18 protein-coding genes are annotated in these 17,497 nt (G+C 55.1%); 11 read left to right on the forward strand and 7 right to left on the reverse strand.

What is annotated here, in order from left to right:
• Positions 1 to 7: 7 nt before the first annotated feature.
• Positions 8 to 451 carry a type II toxin-antitoxin system RatA family toxin gene (locus ACR0MP_RS06155; protein ID WP_170510230.1) on the reverse strand — a complete coding sequence of 148 codons (444 nt, stop codon included), beginning with the start codon at positions 449 to 451 and terminating at the stop codon, positions 8 to 10.
• A gap of 72 nt (positions 452 to 523) precedes the next feature.
• Here ACR0MP_RS06155 and hpt point away from each other — a divergent pair, with 72 nt between their 5' ends.
• On the forward strand, positions 524 to 1,072 hold the full coding sequence (gene hpt, locus ACR0MP_RS06160) for a hypoxanthine phosphoribosyltransferase (RefSeq protein WP_170735162.1): 549 nt from the start codon (positions 524 to 526) through the stop codon (positions 1,070 to 1,072).
• Between the two features lie 162 nt (positions 1,073 to 1,234).
• Here the strand turns inward: hpt and ACR0MP_RS06165 are convergent, their stop codons facing one another.
• Entirely contained in the window at positions 1,235 to 2,380 is a 1,146-nt protein-coding gene (locus tag ACR0MP_RS06165) for an amidohydrolase (RefSeq protein WP_480885983.1), read from the reverse strand.
• Positions 2,377 to 3,327, reverse strand: a complete 951-nt coding sequence (gene lipA, locus ACR0MP_RS06170) for a lipoyl synthase (RefSeq protein ID WP_170405410.1) — start codon at positions 3,325 to 3,327, stop codon at positions 2,377 to 2,379. The genes ACR0MP_RS06165 and lipA overlap by 4 nt, the downstream gene beginning before the upstream one ends.
• Positions 3,328 to 3,589: 262 nt before the next feature.
• Between lipA and ACR0MP_RS06175 the strand changes: the two genes are divergently transcribed.
• Positions 3,590 to 4,138 carry a peroxiredoxin gene (locus tag ACR0MP_RS06175; protein WP_170405407.1) on the forward strand — a complete coding sequence of 183 codons (549 nt, stop codon included), beginning with the start codon at positions 3,590 to 3,592 and terminating at the stop codon, positions 4,136 to 4,138.
• Between the two features lie 51 nt (positions 4,139 to 4,189).
• Here ACR0MP_RS06175 and ACR0MP_RS06180 read toward each other — a convergent pair whose 3' ends face one another.
• Positions 4,190 to 5,113, reverse strand: a complete 924-nt coding sequence (locus tag ACR0MP_RS06180; protein ID WP_170405404.1) for a hydrogen peroxide-inducible genes activator — start codon at positions 5,111 to 5,113, stop codon at positions 4,190 to 4,192.
• A 60-nt stretch (positions 5,114 to 5,173) separates the two neighbouring features.
• Entirely contained in the window at positions 5,174 to 6,271 is a 1,098-nt protein-coding gene (locus ACR0MP_RS06185) for a DUF6456 domain-containing protein (RefSeq protein WP_480885985.1), read from the reverse strand.
• A gap of 241 nt (positions 6,272 to 6,512) precedes the next feature.
• Between ACR0MP_RS06185 and ACR0MP_RS06190 the strand changes: the two genes are divergently transcribed.
• Positions 6,513 to 6,812, forward strand: a complete 300-nt coding sequence (locus ACR0MP_RS06190; protein ID WP_170510658.1) for a DUF6477 family protein — start codon at positions 6,513 to 6,515, stop codon at positions 6,810 to 6,812.
• Here ACR0MP_RS06190 and ACR0MP_RS06195 read toward each other — a convergent pair whose 3' ends face one another.
• Both ACR0MP_RS06195 and ACR0MP_RS06200 read right to left on the reverse strand, forming a co-directional pair.
• Positions 6,813 to 8,357, reverse strand: a complete 1,545-nt coding sequence (locus ACR0MP_RS06195) for a trimethylamine methyltransferase family protein (RefSeq protein ID WP_170735167.1) — start codon at positions 8,355 to 8,357, stop codon at positions 6,813 to 6,815.
• Positions 8,358 to 8,491: 134 nt separating this feature from the next.
• The gene (locus ACR0MP_RS06200) at positions 8,492 to 8,932 is read right to left on the reverse strand and encodes a GNAT family N-acetyltransferase (RefSeq protein WP_170405393.1); all 441 of its coding nucleotides are present in this window, start codon (positions 8,930 to 8,932) and stop codon (positions 8,492 to 8,494) included.
• A gap of 70 nt (positions 8,933 to 9,002) precedes the next feature.
• Between ACR0MP_RS06200 and guaA the strand changes: the two genes are divergently transcribed.
• From guaA to ACR0MP_RS06240, 8 genes are all read left to right on the forward strand, one after another.
• Entirely contained in the window at positions 9,003 to 10,562 is a 1,560-nt protein-coding gene (gene guaA, locus ACR0MP_RS06205; protein WP_170393252.1) for a glutamine-hydrolyzing GMP synthase, read from the forward strand.
• A 57-nt stretch (positions 10,563 to 10,619) separates the two neighbouring features.
• Complete coding sequence (locus ACR0MP_RS06210) at positions 10,620 to 11,210, forward strand: acyltransferase (protein ID WP_170393253.1); 591 nt, start codon at positions 10,620 to 10,622, stop codon at positions 11,208 to 11,210.
• 187 nt (positions 11,211 to 11,397) lie between these two features.
• On the forward strand, positions 11,398 to 12,285 hold the full coding sequence (locus ACR0MP_RS06215; protein WP_170405390.1) for a DMT family transporter: 888 nt from the start codon (positions 11,398 to 11,400) through the stop codon (positions 12,283 to 12,285).
• A 137-nt stretch (positions 12,286 to 12,422) separates the two neighbouring features.
• Positions 12,423 to 13,649, forward strand: coding sequence for an OmpP1/FadL family transporter (locus tag ACR0MP_RS06220; RefSeq protein ID WP_170393255.1), 1,227 nt, complete (start codon positions 12,423 to 12,425; stop codon positions 13,647 to 13,649).
• Positions 13,650 to 13,746: 97 nt separating this feature from the next.
• Complete coding sequence (locus tag ACR0MP_RS06225) at positions 13,747 to 14,643, forward strand: DMT family transporter (protein ID WP_170405387.1); 897 nt, start codon at positions 13,747 to 13,749, stop codon at positions 14,641 to 14,643.
• Between the two features lie 49 nt (positions 14,644 to 14,692).
• Complete coding sequence (locus tag ACR0MP_RS06230) at positions 14,693 to 15,565, forward strand: ATPase (RefSeq protein WP_170405384.1); 873 nt, start codon at positions 14,693 to 14,695, stop codon at positions 15,563 to 15,565.
• Between the two features lie 38 nt (positions 15,566 to 15,603).
• Positions 15,604 to 16,521, forward strand: coding sequence for a homoserine O-acetyltransferase MetA (gene metA / locus ACR0MP_RS06235; RefSeq protein ID WP_170393257.1), 918 nt, complete (start codon positions 15,604 to 15,606; stop codon positions 16,519 to 16,521).
• Positions 16,511 to 17,464: an alpha/beta fold hydrolase gene (locus ACR0MP_RS06240; protein ID WP_170735170.1), complete on the forward strand. Its 954-nt coding sequence runs from the start codon at positions 16,511 to 16,513 to the stop codon at positions 17,462 to 17,464. Before metA ends, ACR0MP_RS06240 begins: the two co-directional genes overlap by 11 nt.
• Positions 17,465 to 17,497 lie beyond the last annotated feature (33 nt).

Below are 17,497 nucleotides of genomic sequence, written 5' to 3' on the forward strand. Positions count from 1 at the left end.
TAAAGCCTCAGCCGTATAGGACGGCAGCACGTTGTTCGAATGCTCGGACGATACGGTGCATGGCTTCGTTGAAAACTACGCCAATGATTCCTTGCAGAACCGCGTTCTTGAATTCGAAATCAACGTGAAACGAGACGTTGCAGCCATCAACTGTATCCTCGAATTCCCAATCCGAGCGCATGTATTTGAACGGACCGTCCAGATACTCGGTATCGATCCGTTTCAGCTCATCAAATAGCGTGACCCGACTGCCGAAGCGTTCGCGGAACACCTTGAATGAAATAACCAAATCCGCTTCCATCACCTTGCCATCGCCAGCGGCATAGGTCCGACGGATACGGGCCGCAGCGCACCAAGGCAAAAATTCAGGGTATTTCGCCACATCCGCGACCAGATCATACATCTGCTGAGCGGTGTAAGGCAGCGGGCGGGTCTCGGAATGGGTTGGCATGATATCCGGGATTAACTGGTGACAATGGCGCGTGATTTCGTATGTTGCGCGCCAAAGATCAAGGGGGCAGCGATGAGCCAGCGCGCATATGTGATAGATGAGATGATCTCGGCCAAGGCAATTGCTGCCCGGATCGAAGAGCTTTGCCGCGAAATAACGGCTGAATTCGGCGACACCGACAAGCTGGTCGTTGTCGGCCTGCTGCGCGGCAGCTTCGTCTTTATCGCTGATCTGGTGCGTGAGCTGGACCTGCCCATCGAGGTCGATTTTCTTGAGGCATCATCCTACGGTGACTCGATGGAAAGCAGTCGAGAAGTTCGTATTCTTAAGGACTTACGCGGCGCCATTGAAGGGCGCGATGTTTTGGTGGTCGAGGATATCGTGGATACCGGCCATACCCTGAACCACGTCTCCAAGCTGCTTCGCACCCGAAAGCCACACCGGTTGAAATCCATCGCCCTTCTGGACAAACCCAGCCGGCGCGAGGTTGATTTTCGCTCGGACTGGATCGGGTTTGAAATCCCTGATGAATTTGTCGTGGGTTATGGCATCGACTATGCGCAGCGCAATCGCAATCTGCCGTTTATCGGCAAGGTTCGATTTGTCGAAGATCAGGACTGATGAGTCTGCGCCACTTTGTTCGCATGTCAAAATGGGGGCGAAACCCGCCCTCGGAACGGCGCGTGAAACTGGTGTTTGGCGCAATCCTTATCTGCCTGATGATTGCCGGAATTGAATATTTGGGGTGGTGGCCCGAATGGGCAGAAAGCCAGCCCAGAAAACTCAGGCCTTGAGCGTTTGTTCGATAGCAGCCAGAAAAATATCTGTCCCGATCGGGATCAAAGCATCCGGGAAATCATAGTCGGGGTTGTGTAGCTGCGGATGATCCCGCCCCGCGCCTAGCCAGAACATGGCGCTTTTGGCGCCTTTTCCGAACTGCCCGAAATCTTCCGAAAACCTTTTTGGGGTCGCAACCAGCTTGCAAGGAATGTCGCGGCTTTGGCAGGCCTCCGACAGGATCTGCACGGCTTCACCCGTATTTGTGCAAGCCTCAAACACATCGTCATAGGTGATTTCAACACCTAATCCCTGTGCCTGAGCACGTGTAGCCACCAGCTGTTCTGCGTCGCGGATCAGGCTTGCCATCCGGCTGTCCGAGACCGTGCGCAGGGTCACCCACAGTTCGGCCTGACCGGGTGCGATACCAAAAGTGGCCTCACCCAGCCTAGCATGGGTTACCGTTGTCAGCGCATATTCTGCATCCAGCGCCCCACCCTGCCCCAGAATGGCTAAAGCAGGCATAAGCTCTGCCAACGCACCGGCTGGCGACACTCCATCCTGAGGAGCCGCCGCGTGAGAGGTTTTGCCCGTCAAAACAATTCGCATCCCACGCGAGGCGCAATTCGCCGGACCCGAGCAAAGCTCAACCCCGCCCAATTCCAAACCCGGCAAATTGTGCAAAGAAAACACATAGTCCGGAGCGATATCCGCAAACTTGGGATCAGCACGATAGGCAATCGCACCTTGACCGGTTTCTTCGGCGGGTTGAAAAATCAGAACCACCCGCCCCTTGGTCGGACGCTTGTCCCCCAATACAAAGGCAACACCAAGCACCATCGCCATATGGCCATCATGCCCGCAAAGATGCCCCTTTCCGGGATGTTGCGACGCGTATCGTGCACTTGAGATTTCCTGAATCGGCAAACCGTCCAATTCACACCGGATTCCGATGGTTGGTCCGGGCTGTCCGCTATCATAAACCGCCGCGACACCGTGGCCACCGATACCTGTCAGAACCGCATCAGGATCACACGCCTGAAGCAAGTTCGAGATACTCGTCGCGGTTCCACGTTCCTCGCCCGATATCTCAGGCACTTGATGCAGTTCATGGCGCTTTTCGGTAAGCCAGGATTGAAGTTCGGGTTTCACCTCTGGTTCAACTTCTTTTGTCGAGCTTCGCGCAAACGGGCGAAATCATCGCCCGCATGGTAAGACGACCGGGTCAAAGGAGTTGCCGAGACCATAAGGAAACCTTTTCCGAACGCAGCTTTTTCATAGGCCGCAAACTCTTCGGGTGTAACAAAGCGGTCAATGCCATGATGCTTGGGTGTTGGCTGCAGATACTGGCCGATAGTCAGAAAATCGATATCCGCCGCGCGCATGTCATCCATGACCTGACGAACTTGCTGCTCGTCCTCGCCCAGTCCGACCATTATGCCGGATTTGGTGAAAATGGACGGGTCCATCTCTTTGACCCGCTGCAGCAAGCGCAATGAGTGGAAATATCGCGCACCGGGACGCACCTGAGGATATAGGCCCGGCACCGTTTCAAGATTGTGATTGAACACATCTGGCTTGGCCTCGACAACAATCTCAAGCACCGAGGGATCGCATTTCAGGAAATCCGGCGTCAGAATCTCGATCGTAGTCTTGGGCGAGCGGTGTCGCACCGCACGGATGGTCTGTGCAAAGTGATCGGCGCCTCCATCGAGCAGGTCATCCCGGTCCACGGATGTGATGACCACATGGTTCAAGCCCAGCTTCTGCACCGCATGCGCCACGCGACCCGGTTCAAATGCATCCAGAGTATCCGGCTTACCGGTCGCGATGTTGCAGAATGTACAGCCGCGCGTGCAAATCTCGCCCATGATCATCATGGTCGCGTGACCCTGGCTCCAGCACTCACCTACATTCGGGCATCCGGCTTCTTCGCAGACAGTGACCAGATTGTTGTCACGCATGATCTTATGCGTCTCGGCATAGCCCTTGCCACCCGGCGCTTTGACCCGAATCCAGTTCGGTTTGCGCGGAGCCGCATTGTCAGGTCGATGCGCCTTTTCGGGGTGTCTTTGCTCGGGTATTTTCAGATCACGCACGGCTGGCTTTCCTGACTTTGGGTCAATTTTCTTTGTTCATAACATAGACCGACTCATTTGGTTACACCAGCGGCGCATAGCCGCTATGCGGCACGTCTACGTGCGTGCAGCGAAAGTGACCACGCACATCATTTTACGCATTACTTATAATGCTTTATCGCCATCAAAGACATTATGCATTTGCAGCATATATATCATTGAAGCCGAGTTAGAATCATTTTAACTCTCGCGGCAAACATATGTGAATCACAGGAGTTTGATGATGAAAACCGGTGCAAAACTGCCTGACGTAACCTTCCACACCCGTGTCCGTGATGACGCCGTCGAAGGCCCCAACCCGTTCCGTTGGGAAGACAAGACAACTGCGGATTATTTTGCAGGCAAGCGCGTTATCCTGTTCTCGCTGCCCGGCGCATTCACCCCGACATGCTCGACCTATCAATTGCCTGGTTTCGAAAAAGGCCACGGCGATTTTGCGGCCAAAGGCATCGATGCAATCTACTGCATGTCCGTCAACGACAGCTTCGTCATGAACAAATGGGCCGCCGATCAGGGTCTTGAAAACGTCAAGGTCATTCCTGATGGGTCCGGTGAGTTCACGCGTAAAATGGGCATGCTGGTCGACAAGGACAATCTGGGCTTTGGCATGCGCTCGTGGCGTTACGCAGCCATCGTCAACGATGGCGTTGTGGAGGCATGGTTCGAAGAGCCCGGCCTGATGGATAACTGCCCCGAAGACCCTTACGGCGTGTCGTCCCCGGAAAACCTAATGAAGCATCTGGACGAAGCCCGCGAACCGGCGCTGGCATAATCCTGTCATGCCCTACTTTGAAAGGCCCGCCATTTCGGCGGGCCTTTTTCGTTAGGTTCGAGTTTTAGCTACCACGTCTTCACCGACCTGCCGGATTACTTGCGCCAATCGATCGAACCACTCCTCTGCTCCGGTCGAGCTGCGACGCACCAGGCCAATGGTCCTCGCCGGTTGCGGCGCACCAAATCGCAACAATCGCAGACCAGGGACTGCATCCGTCTCGGCCTGCGCCGCAAGTTCAGGCATTAACGTCAGGCCAAACCCTTCGGCGACCAAACGCGACAACGTGGCAAGTGAGGACGCACCCATATTAATTTGGCCGCTGGTACGATCCTGACCGCAAACTTCTAGCGCCTGATCTGTCAGGCAGTGCCCGTCTTCCAACAGCATCAATTGCGCTGTCTTCAAGTCCACAGGCCGCAACTCTTCCGGGCTGATGGTCAATCGATTCATGCGAGTCTGACTTCCTGCCAGCAAGAACCGATCTTCGAACAGTGGCTCTTCGTGGAAAGTTCCATTTCCCAAGGGTAGCGCCAGTACGGCGGCATCTATTTCGCCCAAGCCCAACATTGATAGTAGCCGCTCGGTCCGGGCCTCGCGAATCTGAACCCGTAACGAGACATCCGCAGCCCGCAACCCAGCCAGCACCCCCGGCAGCAAATAAGGTGCAACTGTAGGAATAATCCCGATCGACAGGGACCTATGGCCACCCGAATGGTCGCGTGCAAACCGGTCCAACCGTTCGGCCGCGTTCAGGACATGTTGGGCATAGTCCAAAACGTCTCGACCAAGTGGTGTCAACAGGATGTCGCGGGCCTGCCGTTCGAACAACGGCCCACCGATCGAGTCTTCCAGTGACTTGATTTGAACTGAAAGCGCAGGCTGCGAAACATGGCAGACCTGCGCGGCACGGCCAAAGTTACGCTGTTCGGCGACGGCCTGGAAATATTGCAGCTGGCGGAAGGTGAAATTCATAACCCCTGACTATCATTTGGGGTCATTTCCGCAAGGCCGGTATATGGCTGTATGAATCGTTCAGCCGATCATCCGATCCCGCTCGGTCTGGTCCTCGTAGTGGCGCTTCAGCCTTTGCAACGCGATCCGCAGAACGATCTTGCCTGATCGCGCAGACCAGCCCATCCGCTTTTCAGCCAGCTCAAGCCCTTCTAGATAGCAACAACAGCGCAGCGCGACGTCGCTCAAACCCGGCCCAAGGTCAGACAGCGCGCGGGCCACACGATCCCTGGCACCAGAAGGTCCTCGCCCCACATGGCTGTCCGAGGCAAAGTCACCGCGTCCACCGCCTGTCAGAAAGCGATCCCAATTTTGTGTGACCTGAGGTCCGATCTGGGCCAGTTCGAAATCCTCACGCAAGCGCTCGCCCGCGCTCACCAGAGTTTCATCCAGAAACAGCTTGCCATCCCGGTCGCGGCGGCGCGCCAAAGCGATCAGCGGGCTTTCCACAGTGCTGTAACGGACGCGAGGCTGTGATGGCGCCCTTGCACCCGCAGTTGCGGGTTTGAATGCGGCCTGCGCTTCCGCCATGCCAAATTCATTCTGCGTGCGCGCTCGATTTTCGGCCTCGGCAATCAAATGACTTAGCGCAGCCCTGCCCGGGGTTGAAATCCGGTAGCGCGAGATTCGACCCGGACTATCGCATGAAATCCAATCATTCAGCGCCAGAGCCTGCGCGATCCGGCAATCTACAACTGCTGTTTTGGTAGTTCCTCCTTTGCCGTTGTCCCGAACCACAACAGCCTTGTCCATATCCTCGGCCACGGCAAGCACGGCACCGGATTCACACATGCGCCTCAGTACACGCAGCGACTCGCGCTCGAATTCGTCGTCTTGGGCTACGGGCCGTCCTGCCTCAGACGTCACGATTGCAAATGAAGAACCTGTGCGCTCAATTGGCGCAAAGTGTGACTGGGCCAGAGAATGCAGAGCTGCATCCACCAAAGGATCGTCCCTGCGCATCTCAACCCTGCGGATCTGACGCAGAATGGTCGAGGCATGGCACCCTGCGGACCGCGCAATATCCCGAATAGATCGCCCTGACTCCGTATGGTCCAGATATCGTTGCGCCCCTTCGGGAACCCATGCCGGAACAGTGAATGCCACGCTGTTTTCCATATTTCTTCGCCCTCGTCGACAAAACAAACTGACAGTTTTAGCCGTCGGATTCTTAGTTAACCAAATCTAACTAGAGTTGCTTTCGTTACTCGTTCGTTAATCACAGACGGCACAGAGCAGAATTGATTCAAAAAGATAAACAGTGGTGAAACCATAGTTCGGGGTGATCCCGCACAAGGCAACACCCGCTTAGGTTGTGTCACATTTCAGACAGCGAAATTGAAAAAGAAGGAAAGCTGCCGTGCAGGACCTGATGACCATGATCACCACACTCCGCCGCCCGCGATTACTGGCCCGTGCCGCCAAGATCGGGGTGCAGGACTATAATCGCGACCGCCACCTGCAACGGCTTCTTGGATATGGATCAACACCGGGCACTGGTGCAGCGTTGATCCGTTTGCTGGAATTGGAGCGTGAGATTAACGCGCAACGCATCGAAGAAGACGCGGCCTATTCACTGGTGCGCCATCTTGATCTGCTGATTGCATTAAATGGCGAAGCGCAACTGTATCAGGCCAGTCGCGCCACGCAGTATCAGTAATCAGGTGAACGCGTCCGGCATCGATGCTTTCTTTTCGGCAACATATGCGTCGAGCGCCGCCTTTACATCAGGGTCAAGCTGCGGCTGCTGGTAGTTCGCCAACAGATTCTCAACCCGTGCCGAAGCCAGCGTCCGTGTATCGCGGGCGCCTTCTTCTTCCCAGGTCTCAAACGGCTTGTAATCCAAGAGATCGGTTTTCCAGAACGCTTCTTTGAAGTTGGCCTGCGTATGTGCACAACCCAAATAGTGACCTCCGGGACCGACTTCGCGGATGGCGTCCATCGCCTGTGCATTCTCATCATAGGCCACACCTTTGGCCAATCCGTGCAAGACGCCCAACTGATCGGCATCCATGACGAATTTCTCGAAATCCGCCACCAAGCCGCCTTCGAGCCAACCGCAGGAATGCAGCATGAAATTCACACCCGACATCAGGCCCATGTTCAACGAGTTCGCGGTCTCATACGCAGCTTGCGCATCCGGCAATTTTGAACCACAGAACGAACCCGCAGAGCGATATGGCAGACCCAGTCGGCGCGCCAACTGACCCGCGCCATAAGTGACGTGCGAAGCCTCTGGGGTGCCAAAGGTCGGCGCTCCTGAATTCATGTCGATCGACGATACGAATGCCCCAAAGATCGCAGGAGCACCCGGACGGATGATCTGGCTATATGCTACACCTGCCATGACCTCGGCCAAGACCTGCGTCAGCGTGCCCGCGACCGAAACCGGTGCCATAGCACCACCCACGATGAACGGCGAAATAATGCAGGCCTGATTGTTGGCAGCATAAACTTCAAGAGAGCCCATCATCACGTCGTCAAAGGTCATCGGCGAGTTGATGTTGGTCAAAGATGTCATCACGGTGTTGTTCTGCACGAACTCTTTGCCGAACAGGATCTCGCACATCTCGATCGAATCCTGCGCCCGGCTGGGATCAGTGACCGAACCCATGAACGGTTTGTCGGACAGAGTCATATGCGCCATCAGCATGTCCAAATGGCGCTTGTTTACCGGAATATCTGTCGGTTCGCAGACCGTACCGCCCGAATGGTGCAGCCACTTGGACATGTAGGCCAGCTTCACGAACTTGTTGAAATCGTCCATTGTCGCGTAACGACGTCCGCCTTGCGCATCGCGTACAAACGGAGGGCCATAGACCGGAGCCAGAACCATATTGCGGCCGCCGATGACTACCGATTTCTCGGGATTGCGGGCGTGCTGGGTAAATTCGCTAGGGGCGGTCTTGATCAGCTCACGTGCCAGGCCGCGCGGCAGGCGGACGCGCTCACCATCCACATCTGCACCCGCGTCTTTCCAGCGCTCAAGCGCTGCCGGATTGTCTACGAAATTGACGCCAATCTCAGCCAATACGGTTTCCGCATTGGTTTCGATAATCTCTAGCGCCTCTTCGTTGAGGACCTCGAAATTGGGGATATTGCGTTCGATATATTTCGCGGTTTCGATCTTGACCGCCGTACGCTCGGCACGACGGGCGGCACCACCGCCACCCCGTGCCCTGCGCCGGGTGTTTGCCTCTGCCATTGAGTAAATCCCGTGATTGGTTGGTTTGGTAGATGTGTTACATGAACGGCAAACTTCGCCACAGGTAGTTTACGGCGCTCTAGAGGTAAAAGCGACATGAACCGCGGGCCGCTGCGACATATGTCTGTCGGTTACTACTTTGCCTTTTTCTGCATAACGACAGTGTTTCCTGACACCTCGACCTCAACCCACCCCAGATGAGTGTACATTTCGCGGGTTGCACGCATCAGCCGATGTGTCCGCAAGCGCAGGACTGAAAGCCCGGCCTCAACGGCCTTAGCTTCAGCAACTGCAAGCAGTTGCCGCGCAATACCCTTGCCCTGAGCCTCTGGCGAAACGGCGAGATTGAATATCATCACGGCCTCGGCCTGTTGATCGAATATGATGACACCGAGAAGTGCACCGTCCACTTCAGCAATGACGACCTGATGCTCTGCGATCTCATCCTCGATACCAGACGCAACATCCGGCAGATCGGCAATGTCTCTCATCGCATCGGCATAAGCGCTTGCGATACAAACTTGTATCGACTTGGCGTCGCTTCGTTCGGCAGTTCTGAGTTTTATGGTGGTCATGTATCAGCCTCCTCGCTGAATTGACGTCATTACGCTTGCACAAGCAAGGCTTGCGACCTAATAGCCAATCATGACCCAAGACAGCCATGACCGCCTTTTGATCATCGACTTCGGCAGCCAGGTGACGCAGCTTATTGCCCGCCGCTTGCGCGAACTGAACGTCTATTGCGAAATCCACCCCTACCAGAACGTCACGATGGATTTCGTGCGAGAGATGGCGCCTAAGGCCGTCATTTTTTCGGGCGGCCCTGACAGTGTTACGCGCGAGGGTTCACCCCGCGCCCCGCAAGAGATTTTTGACTACGGCGTGCCGATCCTGGGCATCTGCTATGGTCAGCAGGTGATGATGCATCAACTGGGCGGCAAGGTTGAAAGCGGGCACGGCACTGCAGAGTTTGGCCGCGCATTTGTTACTCCGAATAATCGGCTTGATATCCTCGATGGCTGGTTCGCCAAAGGTGATGAACAGGTCTGGATGAGCCACGGCGATCATGTCAGCGAAATCGCTCCGGGTTTTGAGGTGTTCGGTACTTCACCCAACGCGCCGTATGCCATCACGGCCGACGCCTCGCGTCATTTCTATGCGGTGCAATTTCACCCCGAGGTTCATCACACACCCAAGGGTGCAAAGCTCTATGAGAATTTTGTCAAACTGGCAGGGTTCAAGGGCGATTGGACCATGGGGGCTTATCGGGACGAGATGATCCGCAAGATCCGCGAACAGGTCGGGGACAAAAAAGTCATTTGTGGCTTGTCTGGCGGTGTCGACAGCTCGGTTGCGGCGATCCTGATACATGAGGCGATTGGCGATCAGCTGACCTGCGTGTTTGTCGACCATGGGCTGCTACGCAAGAACGAGGCTGCCGAAGTCGTCGGCATGTTCCGCGACAATTACAACATCCAGTTGATCCACGCGGACGAAAGCGAACTGTTCCTGGGTGAACTTGATGGTCAATCCGATCCCGAAACCAAGCGCAAGATTATCGGCAAGCTGTTCATCGACGTGTTCCAGAAACACGCCGACACAATCGACGGCGCCGAGTTCTTGGCACAGGGCACCCTGTATCCAGATGTGATTGAATCCGTGTCGTTTTCGGGCGGTCCATCTGTGACCATCAAATCGCACCACAATGTGGGTGGCCTGCCTGAAAAGATGGGTTTGAAGCTGGTCGAGCCTCTGCGTGAACTCTTCAAGGACGAGGTCCGCGCGTTGGGCCGCGAGTTGGGCCTGCCCGACAGCTTCATCGGTCGCCACCCCTTCCCCGGCCCCGGCCTTGCCATTCGCTGCCCGGGTGAGATAACTCGCGAAAAGCTTGAGATCCTGCGCGAAGCCGATGCCATCTATATCGACCAGATTCGCAAACATGGTCTGTATGATGAGATTTGGCAGGCCTTTGTCGCCATTCTTCCGGTGCGCACAGTCGGTGTAATGGGGGATGGACGAACATACGATTATGCCTGCGCCCTCCGCGCGGTCACATCCGTCGATGGCATGACAGCGGACTACTATCCGTTCAGCCACGAATTCCTCGGTGAAACCGCCACGCGTATCATCAACGAAGTCAAGGGCATCAACCGGTGCACTTACGACATCACCTCGAAACCTCCCGGAACGATTGAATGGGAATGATTATTCCCCCTCGACAGTGCTGAAATGCACCGCGTTTGACGGGAGAAGGACAATTCGATGAGCAACTACTCGGTACATGAAACGGCAATCGTCGATGAAGGCGCGCAGATCGGAGATGGCTGCCGAATCTGGCATTGGGTGCACATCTGCGGAGGCGCCAAGCTGGGCCGAAATGTTTCACTCGGGCAGAATGTCTTCGTTGGGAACAAGGTCATAATTGGCGACGATTGCAAAATTCAGAACAACGTTTCGATCTATGACAACATCACGCTGGAAGACGGCGTATTCTGTGGGCCGAGCATGGTGTTCACGAATGTGTACAACCCGCGTTCATTGATCGAACGAAAGGCCGAATACCGCAATACTCTGGTAAAGAAAGGGGCCACGCTGGGCGCCAATTGCACAATCGTTTGCGGTGCCACAATCGGGGAATACGCTTTTATCGGCGCAGGTGCCGTTGTTAATGCTGACGTGAAGCCATACGCACTGATGGTGGGCGTCGCTGCAAAACAGATTGGCTGGATGAGCGAGTATGGCGAGCAGTTGGATTTACCTCTCACTGGTCGTGGTGAGGTTACCTGCCCTCATACCGGTGCTCGATACGTGTTGAACGGCGATTCGGTCAGCAAAGCTCTGCCAACCACCTGAGTATCAGTGCCAGCACGCCGAACGGCTAAGAACCCCTTTTATTTGCGGGTTCGCGTCAGAATACTGGCATCATCTAAGCCGCTCACCCAAAGCGATCATAGACGGCCAGACTTACATTTAGCCTTGCTTCATCGGGTAAAACGCAATCTATTCAGCCCGTTGCACCACGGCACATGTAAGAGATCTCATGAACAGCAATAAAATGCAGATCGGTAAGGCGGCGCTGTGGATGACAGGGGCGATCGCCTCATTCACATCGATGGCCATTGCCGGCCGCGAGCTGAGCGTGACGCACGACACTTTTGAGATCATGTTCTATCGCAGCCTAGTTGGTATCTGCGTGGTGGCAATCGTCCTCTCGGCTTCACGCAAATGGCATCAGGTAACCACCAAACGTCTTGGTTTGCATGGTATTCGGAACGTGTTGCATTTCACCGGGCAGAACCTGTGGTTCTATGCAGTAACGGTGATCCCGTTGGCCCAGGTCTTTGCGCTCGAATTCACTCAGCCCATCTGGGTGATCCTGCTGTCCCCACTGCTGCTGCACGAGAGGTTGACCGCTTTGCGTCTGACCGCAGCCCTGATCGGATTTGCCGGGATTCTCATTGTGGCCCGTCCAGGGGCCGCCACACTTAGTCCCGGCGTTATTGCTGCGGCCGCATCTGCGATTTTCTTCGCGTTAACAGCAATATCGACCAAGTCCTTAACGCGCACAGCCAGCATCGGATGCATTATGTTCTGGCTTACTTTGATGCAGGCCGGTTTGGGTCTGGTTGCATCAGGTCTGGATGGGCAAATCACACTTCCAACCTTAACGACTGCGCCGCTTCTTTTGCTTGTCGGCTTGGCAGGCCTATTGGCCCACTACTGTATTACCAATGCCCTGGCCATCGCGCCTGCGACCGTGGTCGTGCCGTTTGATTTTGCACGCCTTCCGACCATCGCGATCCTCGGGATGGTCCTTTATCACGAGCCGCTGGATCACTGGACGCTGCTGGGGGCCGTGGTGATCTTTGCCGGGATTTTCCTGAACGTTTGGTCCGAGAACCGTAGCAATTCAGCAACACCCGCATAGAGCTATTTTGCTGAATAACGCTCCGTCACCGGTTGACCCAATTTTAAAGTTTAAGACAGTAAAAAGCGGTAACGAGGCCGAATACGCCCAATGAGGATGCGTATAACAGGCAATTTGGACAGTGTAGGGAGGAATATATGAAACGAGTGTTGTTGCACACATGCGCGTTGTGCATTGGGGCAACCGCGGCGCAGGCCGGCGGCCTAGACCGAAGTGGGCAAGGTGTTAACATCCTGTTCGAAGAGGGATCTGTCGTGCAGTTTCGGCTTGGATATACAAAGCCGGACGTAAGCGGATCGATGGAGGATCAAATCCCGACCAGCCCGACGTTTGGGGAAACGATTGACTCGGGCAATGTCTCGAACAGCTTTTTCACGCCGCATCTGGCATACAAGACTTCTTTGACCGAAAAGCTCGACTTCGCGCTAGTTTATGACGAGCCGTTTGGCGCGGATATCGACTATTCTTCGGATTATCCCTTGTCGCAGAATGTCTTGGCTCTGGCAGGTCTTCCCGGAGCAACAACTGACGTGCTTCGCGCAAAAGCAGATACCGATGCGATCACGGCTTTGCTTCGCTACAAATTGGATGGTGGCTTTAGTGTTATCGGTGGTCTCCGCGCCCAGCGTCTGAAAGCAAGTGTTTCAGTTCCGATCGCTGGTGCAAGCACAACACCATTCGCGTCCGGCGGATACCGCGTTGAAACCGATGCCGAGATCGATTTCGGTTACGTTGTCGGTGTTGCTTGGGAACGGCCAGATATCGCCGCACGGGTCGCTCTGACCTATAACTCGAAAATCACACATGATCTGTCGCAGACCGAAGCGAACGATGCCATCACTGGAATTGTTCCACCCGGTATACCCGTCGTGGGTCGCGTCAGCGCTGATTCATCGACCGAGGTTGTGACGCCTCAATCGGTCAATCTCGATTTCCAAACAGGTGTCGCGCCAAAAACCCTGTTGTTTGGTTCGATCCGTTGGGTTGACTGGCCGCAAACCGTGTACGCACCGCCGGTCTATACTGGTCTGACAGGTATTAACCTGGTCGACTACGAAGAGGCGACATGGACCTACTCACTGGGTCTCGGCTATCAGTTCAGCGAAGAATTCTCTGGCGCGGTAACGCTGGGTTACGAGAGCTCTCAGGGGAACTCGGTCTCGAACCTAGGCCCGACCGATGGGTTCTGGAGTATCGGTCTGGGCGGCACTTACTCTCTTGAAAAGGCCAAGATTTCCGGTGGTGTACGCTACACGGATATTGGGGATGCCACTGCCAACGGTACTGGCCCCGATAACCGTGCCACGTTCACTGGCAACAGCGCATGGAGCGTTGGTATTCAGGTGACTTACGCGCTGAACTAAAGCAGATGCAAATGTGCATTTTAAGCCCCGCCATCTCGGTGGGGCTTTTTCGCATGTTCCGGGTCGATATGCTGATTGAGAGATGCCAGAACAAGCCATGACTTCTCAGAAAACACTCACAGCTCGCACTTGGACCGAATTGATACTGCTTGGTGTCATTTGGGGAATGTCATTCCTTGCGATCCGAATCGCACTTGATACGATTCCCGTCATAACATCAGTTTTCCACAGGGTTTTTTGGGCAGCGCTGGCGTTGTGGATCGTCATCATCTTTCAACGCCAATCGGTCCCGAGCGATCCCAAGGTCTGGGGTATTTTTCTGATCATGGGGCTGTTGAACAATGTCCTGCCATTCTCGCTTATGGCCTGGGGGCAGCTCTATGTCGAAACTGGGCTGACATCGATTCTGAACGCTGCCACCGCGATCTTCGGCGTCCTTCTGGCGGCCTTGTTTTTTCGCGACGAGAGGCTGACCAAAACCCGCCTCCTTGGCGTAGGGCTTGGGTTTCTGGGCGTTTCAATCACAATTGGCCTCAGGCAGTTTAGCAACCTAAACCCAAGCAACCTGGGTCAGGTTGCGATCCTGGCTGGCACGCTTTCTTATGCGTTTGCAGCCATCTGGGCTCGCATCCACATGAGCGCCCTTCCCCCTCAGATCGCCGCGGCAGGTATGTTGACCGGATCTGCGATCCTGATGACGCCTGTTATGTTGTTGGTCGATGGAGTTCCAACCTTCACCCTGCCCCTGCAAACCTGGCTGGCAATCGCCTATTACGCCCTGCTGGCAACAGCCGGAGCCTATTTGCTGTACTATCGGGTGCTGCAACAAGCAGGCAGCGGCAATGTTCTGCTCGTAACGCTCATCATTCCGCCAATCGCAATCCTAATGGGTGCTTTGGTGCGCGATGAAGCTTTGCCACCACGTGCTTTTATTGGTTTTACGGTACTGGCGATCGGCTTGCTCATCCTCAGCCGATCTCGCCGACGCGATTGACGCCGCCAGCGGCCCGTTTTAGCTAGGGCAAAACAAGGGACGGCGGATTATGATCTACAACTCGGCAACGGACTGGCGTCAGGCTGCGCGAAAGAAGGTGTTGTTCTTCGGTATGTCCGGGTTGGGAAAATCCTATGTCTCAAACACGCTGCGAGATGCCGGGGACTGGTTCCACTATTCAATCGATTACCGCATCGGCACCCGCTATATGGGCGAACATATCGCGGACAATGCCAAGGCTGAGGCGATGAAAGTACCCTTTCTCCGCGAGCTTTTGCTGTCGGATTCAATATATATCGGGTCGAACATCACGTTTCAGAACCTGACCCCGGTGTCGACTTATCTGGGCAAGCCGGGCAATCCCGATCTGGGCGGCCTTGAAATCTCGGAATATCAGCTGCGGCAAGACCAGTTTCGGCAGGCCGAAATCCATGCCCTGTTGGATACCAAGTATTTCATAGATCGGGCCAACCGTCTTTATAGCTATCCACACTTTATCTGCGATACCGGCGGGTCAATCTGCGAATGGGTAGAGCCTGACAATCCAAATGACCACATTCTGACTGAATTGTCGCGCCAGACCCTGATGATCTGGATCAAGGGCGATGAAGCCCACACTGAAGAACTGATCAAACGCTTCGACAAGGCACCAAAGCCTATGTCCTATAAGGCCGAGTTCCTGCAGAGGGTTTGGGACGAATACCTCGCCCTCAACAAGTTTTCCGGCACCGAGGTTGATCCGGATGCATTCATCCGCTGGACCTATGCGCAAGCGCTGGCGCACCGGCAGCCACGCTATGAAGCGATGGCCCGAAATTGGGGCGTTACAATAGCAGCCGATGACATCGCCAAAGTGCGGGATAGTGGCGATTTCGATGAGTTGATCGAACGCACCCTTGAGACCCGCCCCAACCCCGCCTAAGTTCCAGACTTCCTTCGCAGTTTCAACAGCGTGACCAAATGCCGATCAAAATCCCCTCCGACCTGCCCGCCTTTGAAGTCCTGACAAATGAGGGCGTCATGGTCATGGCTGATGATCAGGCCGCACGGCAGGATATTCGCCCCCTTCGGATCGGGCTTTTGAACCTGATGCCAAAGAAGATACAGACCGAAAACCAGTTCGCACGCCTGATCGGAGCGACCCCGCTGCAGATTGAGCTATCGCTGATCCGCATGACGGAACACCAGACAAAGAATACCGCCGCCGAGCATATGGCCGAGTTCTACCATCCTTTTCAGGAGGTGAAGGACCAGAAGTTCGACGGCCTGATCATAACCGGTGCACCAATCGAACATCTGGATTTCGCTGACGTCACCTATTGGGATGAAATCCGCGAAGTGTTCGAGTGGACCCAGACCAATGTGCATTCCACATTTGGCGTATGCTGGGGTGGTATGGCGATGATCAACCATTTCCACGACGTTGAAAAACACATGCTGGATGCGAAGGCCTTTGGCTGCTTCCGGCACCGGAACCTTGCACCCGCGTCTCCATTTTTGCGTGGTTTTTCTGATGATTGCGTGATACCCGTTAGCCGCTGGACCGAGATGCGGCAATACGAGATCGATGCGGTTCCTGATCTGATCACCCTGCTTGGCAGTGATGATGTCGGCCCCTGCCTGATCGAAGATCCCGTGCATCGGGCGCTCTATATCTTCAATCACTTTGAGTATGACAGCGATACGCTTAAACAGGAATATGACCGGGACATCGCAAATAACACGCCGATTAATGTGCCTATCAACTACTATCCCGACGATGATCCAAGCCAGAACCCTCAGAACAGGTGGCGCAGTCACGCGCATCTGCTTTATGGAAACTGGATCAATGAAATTTACCAGACAACCCCGTTTGATATGAGTAAAATTGGCCAGTAAGCTTTTGATATCGCTCAGCGTTGCGCTTGTGGGTCTCGCCCTTGTGACCGCATGGCGCAGCGCGCAGCGTGAAAGCAGCGCCGAGGCTTCGTTTCCGCCAGAAGGCCAGATCGTCGAAGTCGATGGTGTTGCAGTTCATGCCGTCGTGATGGGAGAAGGGCCGGATGTGGTGTTGATCCACGGATCCAGTGGAAATACGCGCGACATGACTTTTGCGCTGGCCCCAATTCTGGCCGAGACCTATCGCGTCATCGTCTTTGACCGCCCGGGTCTTGGATACTCAGATAGCTTTAACCCCAATGGCGAAACCATTGTCGAACAAGCGGAAATCCTACAACGGGCCGCATCGAAACTAGGCGCAGAAAAACCGATCGTCGCCGGGCAAAGCTATGGCGGTTCGGTTTCGCTTGCCTGGGCTGTCACCCGGCCCGACAACATCGCAGCTTTGGTCCTGATCGCTCCGGCGGCGATCCCGTGGGAAACACCTCTGGACGCGTTCAACACTATTGGTGCGACGACAGCGGGCAACGCCCTTGCTTTGCCTTTGGTCAGCGCATTTGTTCCTGACTGGTTTGTTACGAAGGCGTTGGACCAGGTGTTTGCACCGCAAAAAGCCCCCGAAGGATATGCCGAGCATTTCGGGCCGGGCTTGACCATGCGCCAGTCTTCGATGCACGCAAATGCCAAACAGCGTGCAAATCTGCTGGATGAAATCACCGAGCTTCAACCCCGCTATGGCGAGATCTCCGTGCCAACCGAAATTGTCCACGGTACCGCAGATACGACTGTCGGGCTGGGCTGGCATTCCGAGCGCCTGATCGAACAAATCCCTGGCGCTGAGCTGATCGAATTGGACGGCATAGGACACATGCCGCAGGTTGTGGCCGCCCCAGAGGTTGCCGCCGCAATCGACCGCGCAGCCGAGCGCGCGGGTTTGCGTTAAGTCCATCCGTAATTCATAGTAAGATATGGATTT

Source organism: Ruegeria sp. K3, assembly GCF_056531845.1.

Coding starts and splice junctions, on each gene's coding strand:
- metA (WP_170393257.1), top strand. CDS start 15,604: ATGCCGATCAAAATCCCCTCCGACCTGCCCGCCTTTGAAGTCCTGACA.
- ACR0MP_RS06220 (WP_170393255.1), top strand. CDS start 12,423: ATGAAACGAGTGTTGTTGCACACATGCGCGTTGTGCATTGGGGCAACC.
- ACR0MP_RS06180 (WP_170405404.1), bottom strand. CDS start 5,113: ATGAATTTCACCTTCCGCCAGCTGCAATATTTCCAGGCCGTCGCCGAA.
- ACR0MP_RS06200 (WP_170405393.1), bottom strand. CDS start 8,932: ATGACCACCATAAAACTCAGAACTGCCGAACGAAGCGACGCCAAGTCG.
- ACR0MP_RS06155 (WP_170510230.1), bottom strand. CDS start 451: ATGCCAACCCATTCCGAGACCCGCCCGCTGCCTTACACCGCTCAGCAG.
- ACR0MP_RS06215 (WP_170405390.1), top strand. CDS start 11,398: ATGAACAGCAATAAAATGCAGATCGGTAAGGCGGCGCTGTGGATGACA.
- ACR0MP_RS06175 (WP_170405407.1), top strand. CDS start 3,590: ATGAAAACCGGTGCAAAACTGCCTGACGTAACCTTCCACACCCGTGTC.
- hpt (WP_170735162.1), top strand. CDS start 524: ATGAGCCAGCGCGCATATGTGATAGATGAGATGATCTCGGCCAAGGCA.
- guaA (WP_170393252.1), top strand. CDS start 9,003: ATGACCCAAGACAGCCATGACCGCCTTTTGATCATCGACTTCGGCAGC.
- ACR0MP_RS06195 (WP_170735167.1), bottom strand. CDS start 8,357: ATGGCAGAGGCAAACACCCGGCGCAGGGCACGGGGTGGCGGTGGTGCC.
- ACR0MP_RS06225 (WP_170405387.1), top strand. CDS start 13,747: ATGACTTCTCAGAAAACACTCACAGCTCGCACTTGGACCGAATTGATA.
- ACR0MP_RS06185 (WP_480885985.1), bottom strand. CDS start 6,271: ATGGAAAACAGCGTGGCATTCACTGTTCCGGCATGGGTTCCCGAAGGG.
- ACR0MP_RS06210 (WP_170393253.1), top strand. CDS start 10,620: ATGAGCAACTACTCGGTACATGAAACGGCAATCGTCGATGAAGGCGCG.
- ACR0MP_RS06230 (WP_170405384.1), top strand. CDS start 14,693: ATGATCTACAACTCGGCAACGGACTGGCGTCAGGCTGCGCGAAAGAAG.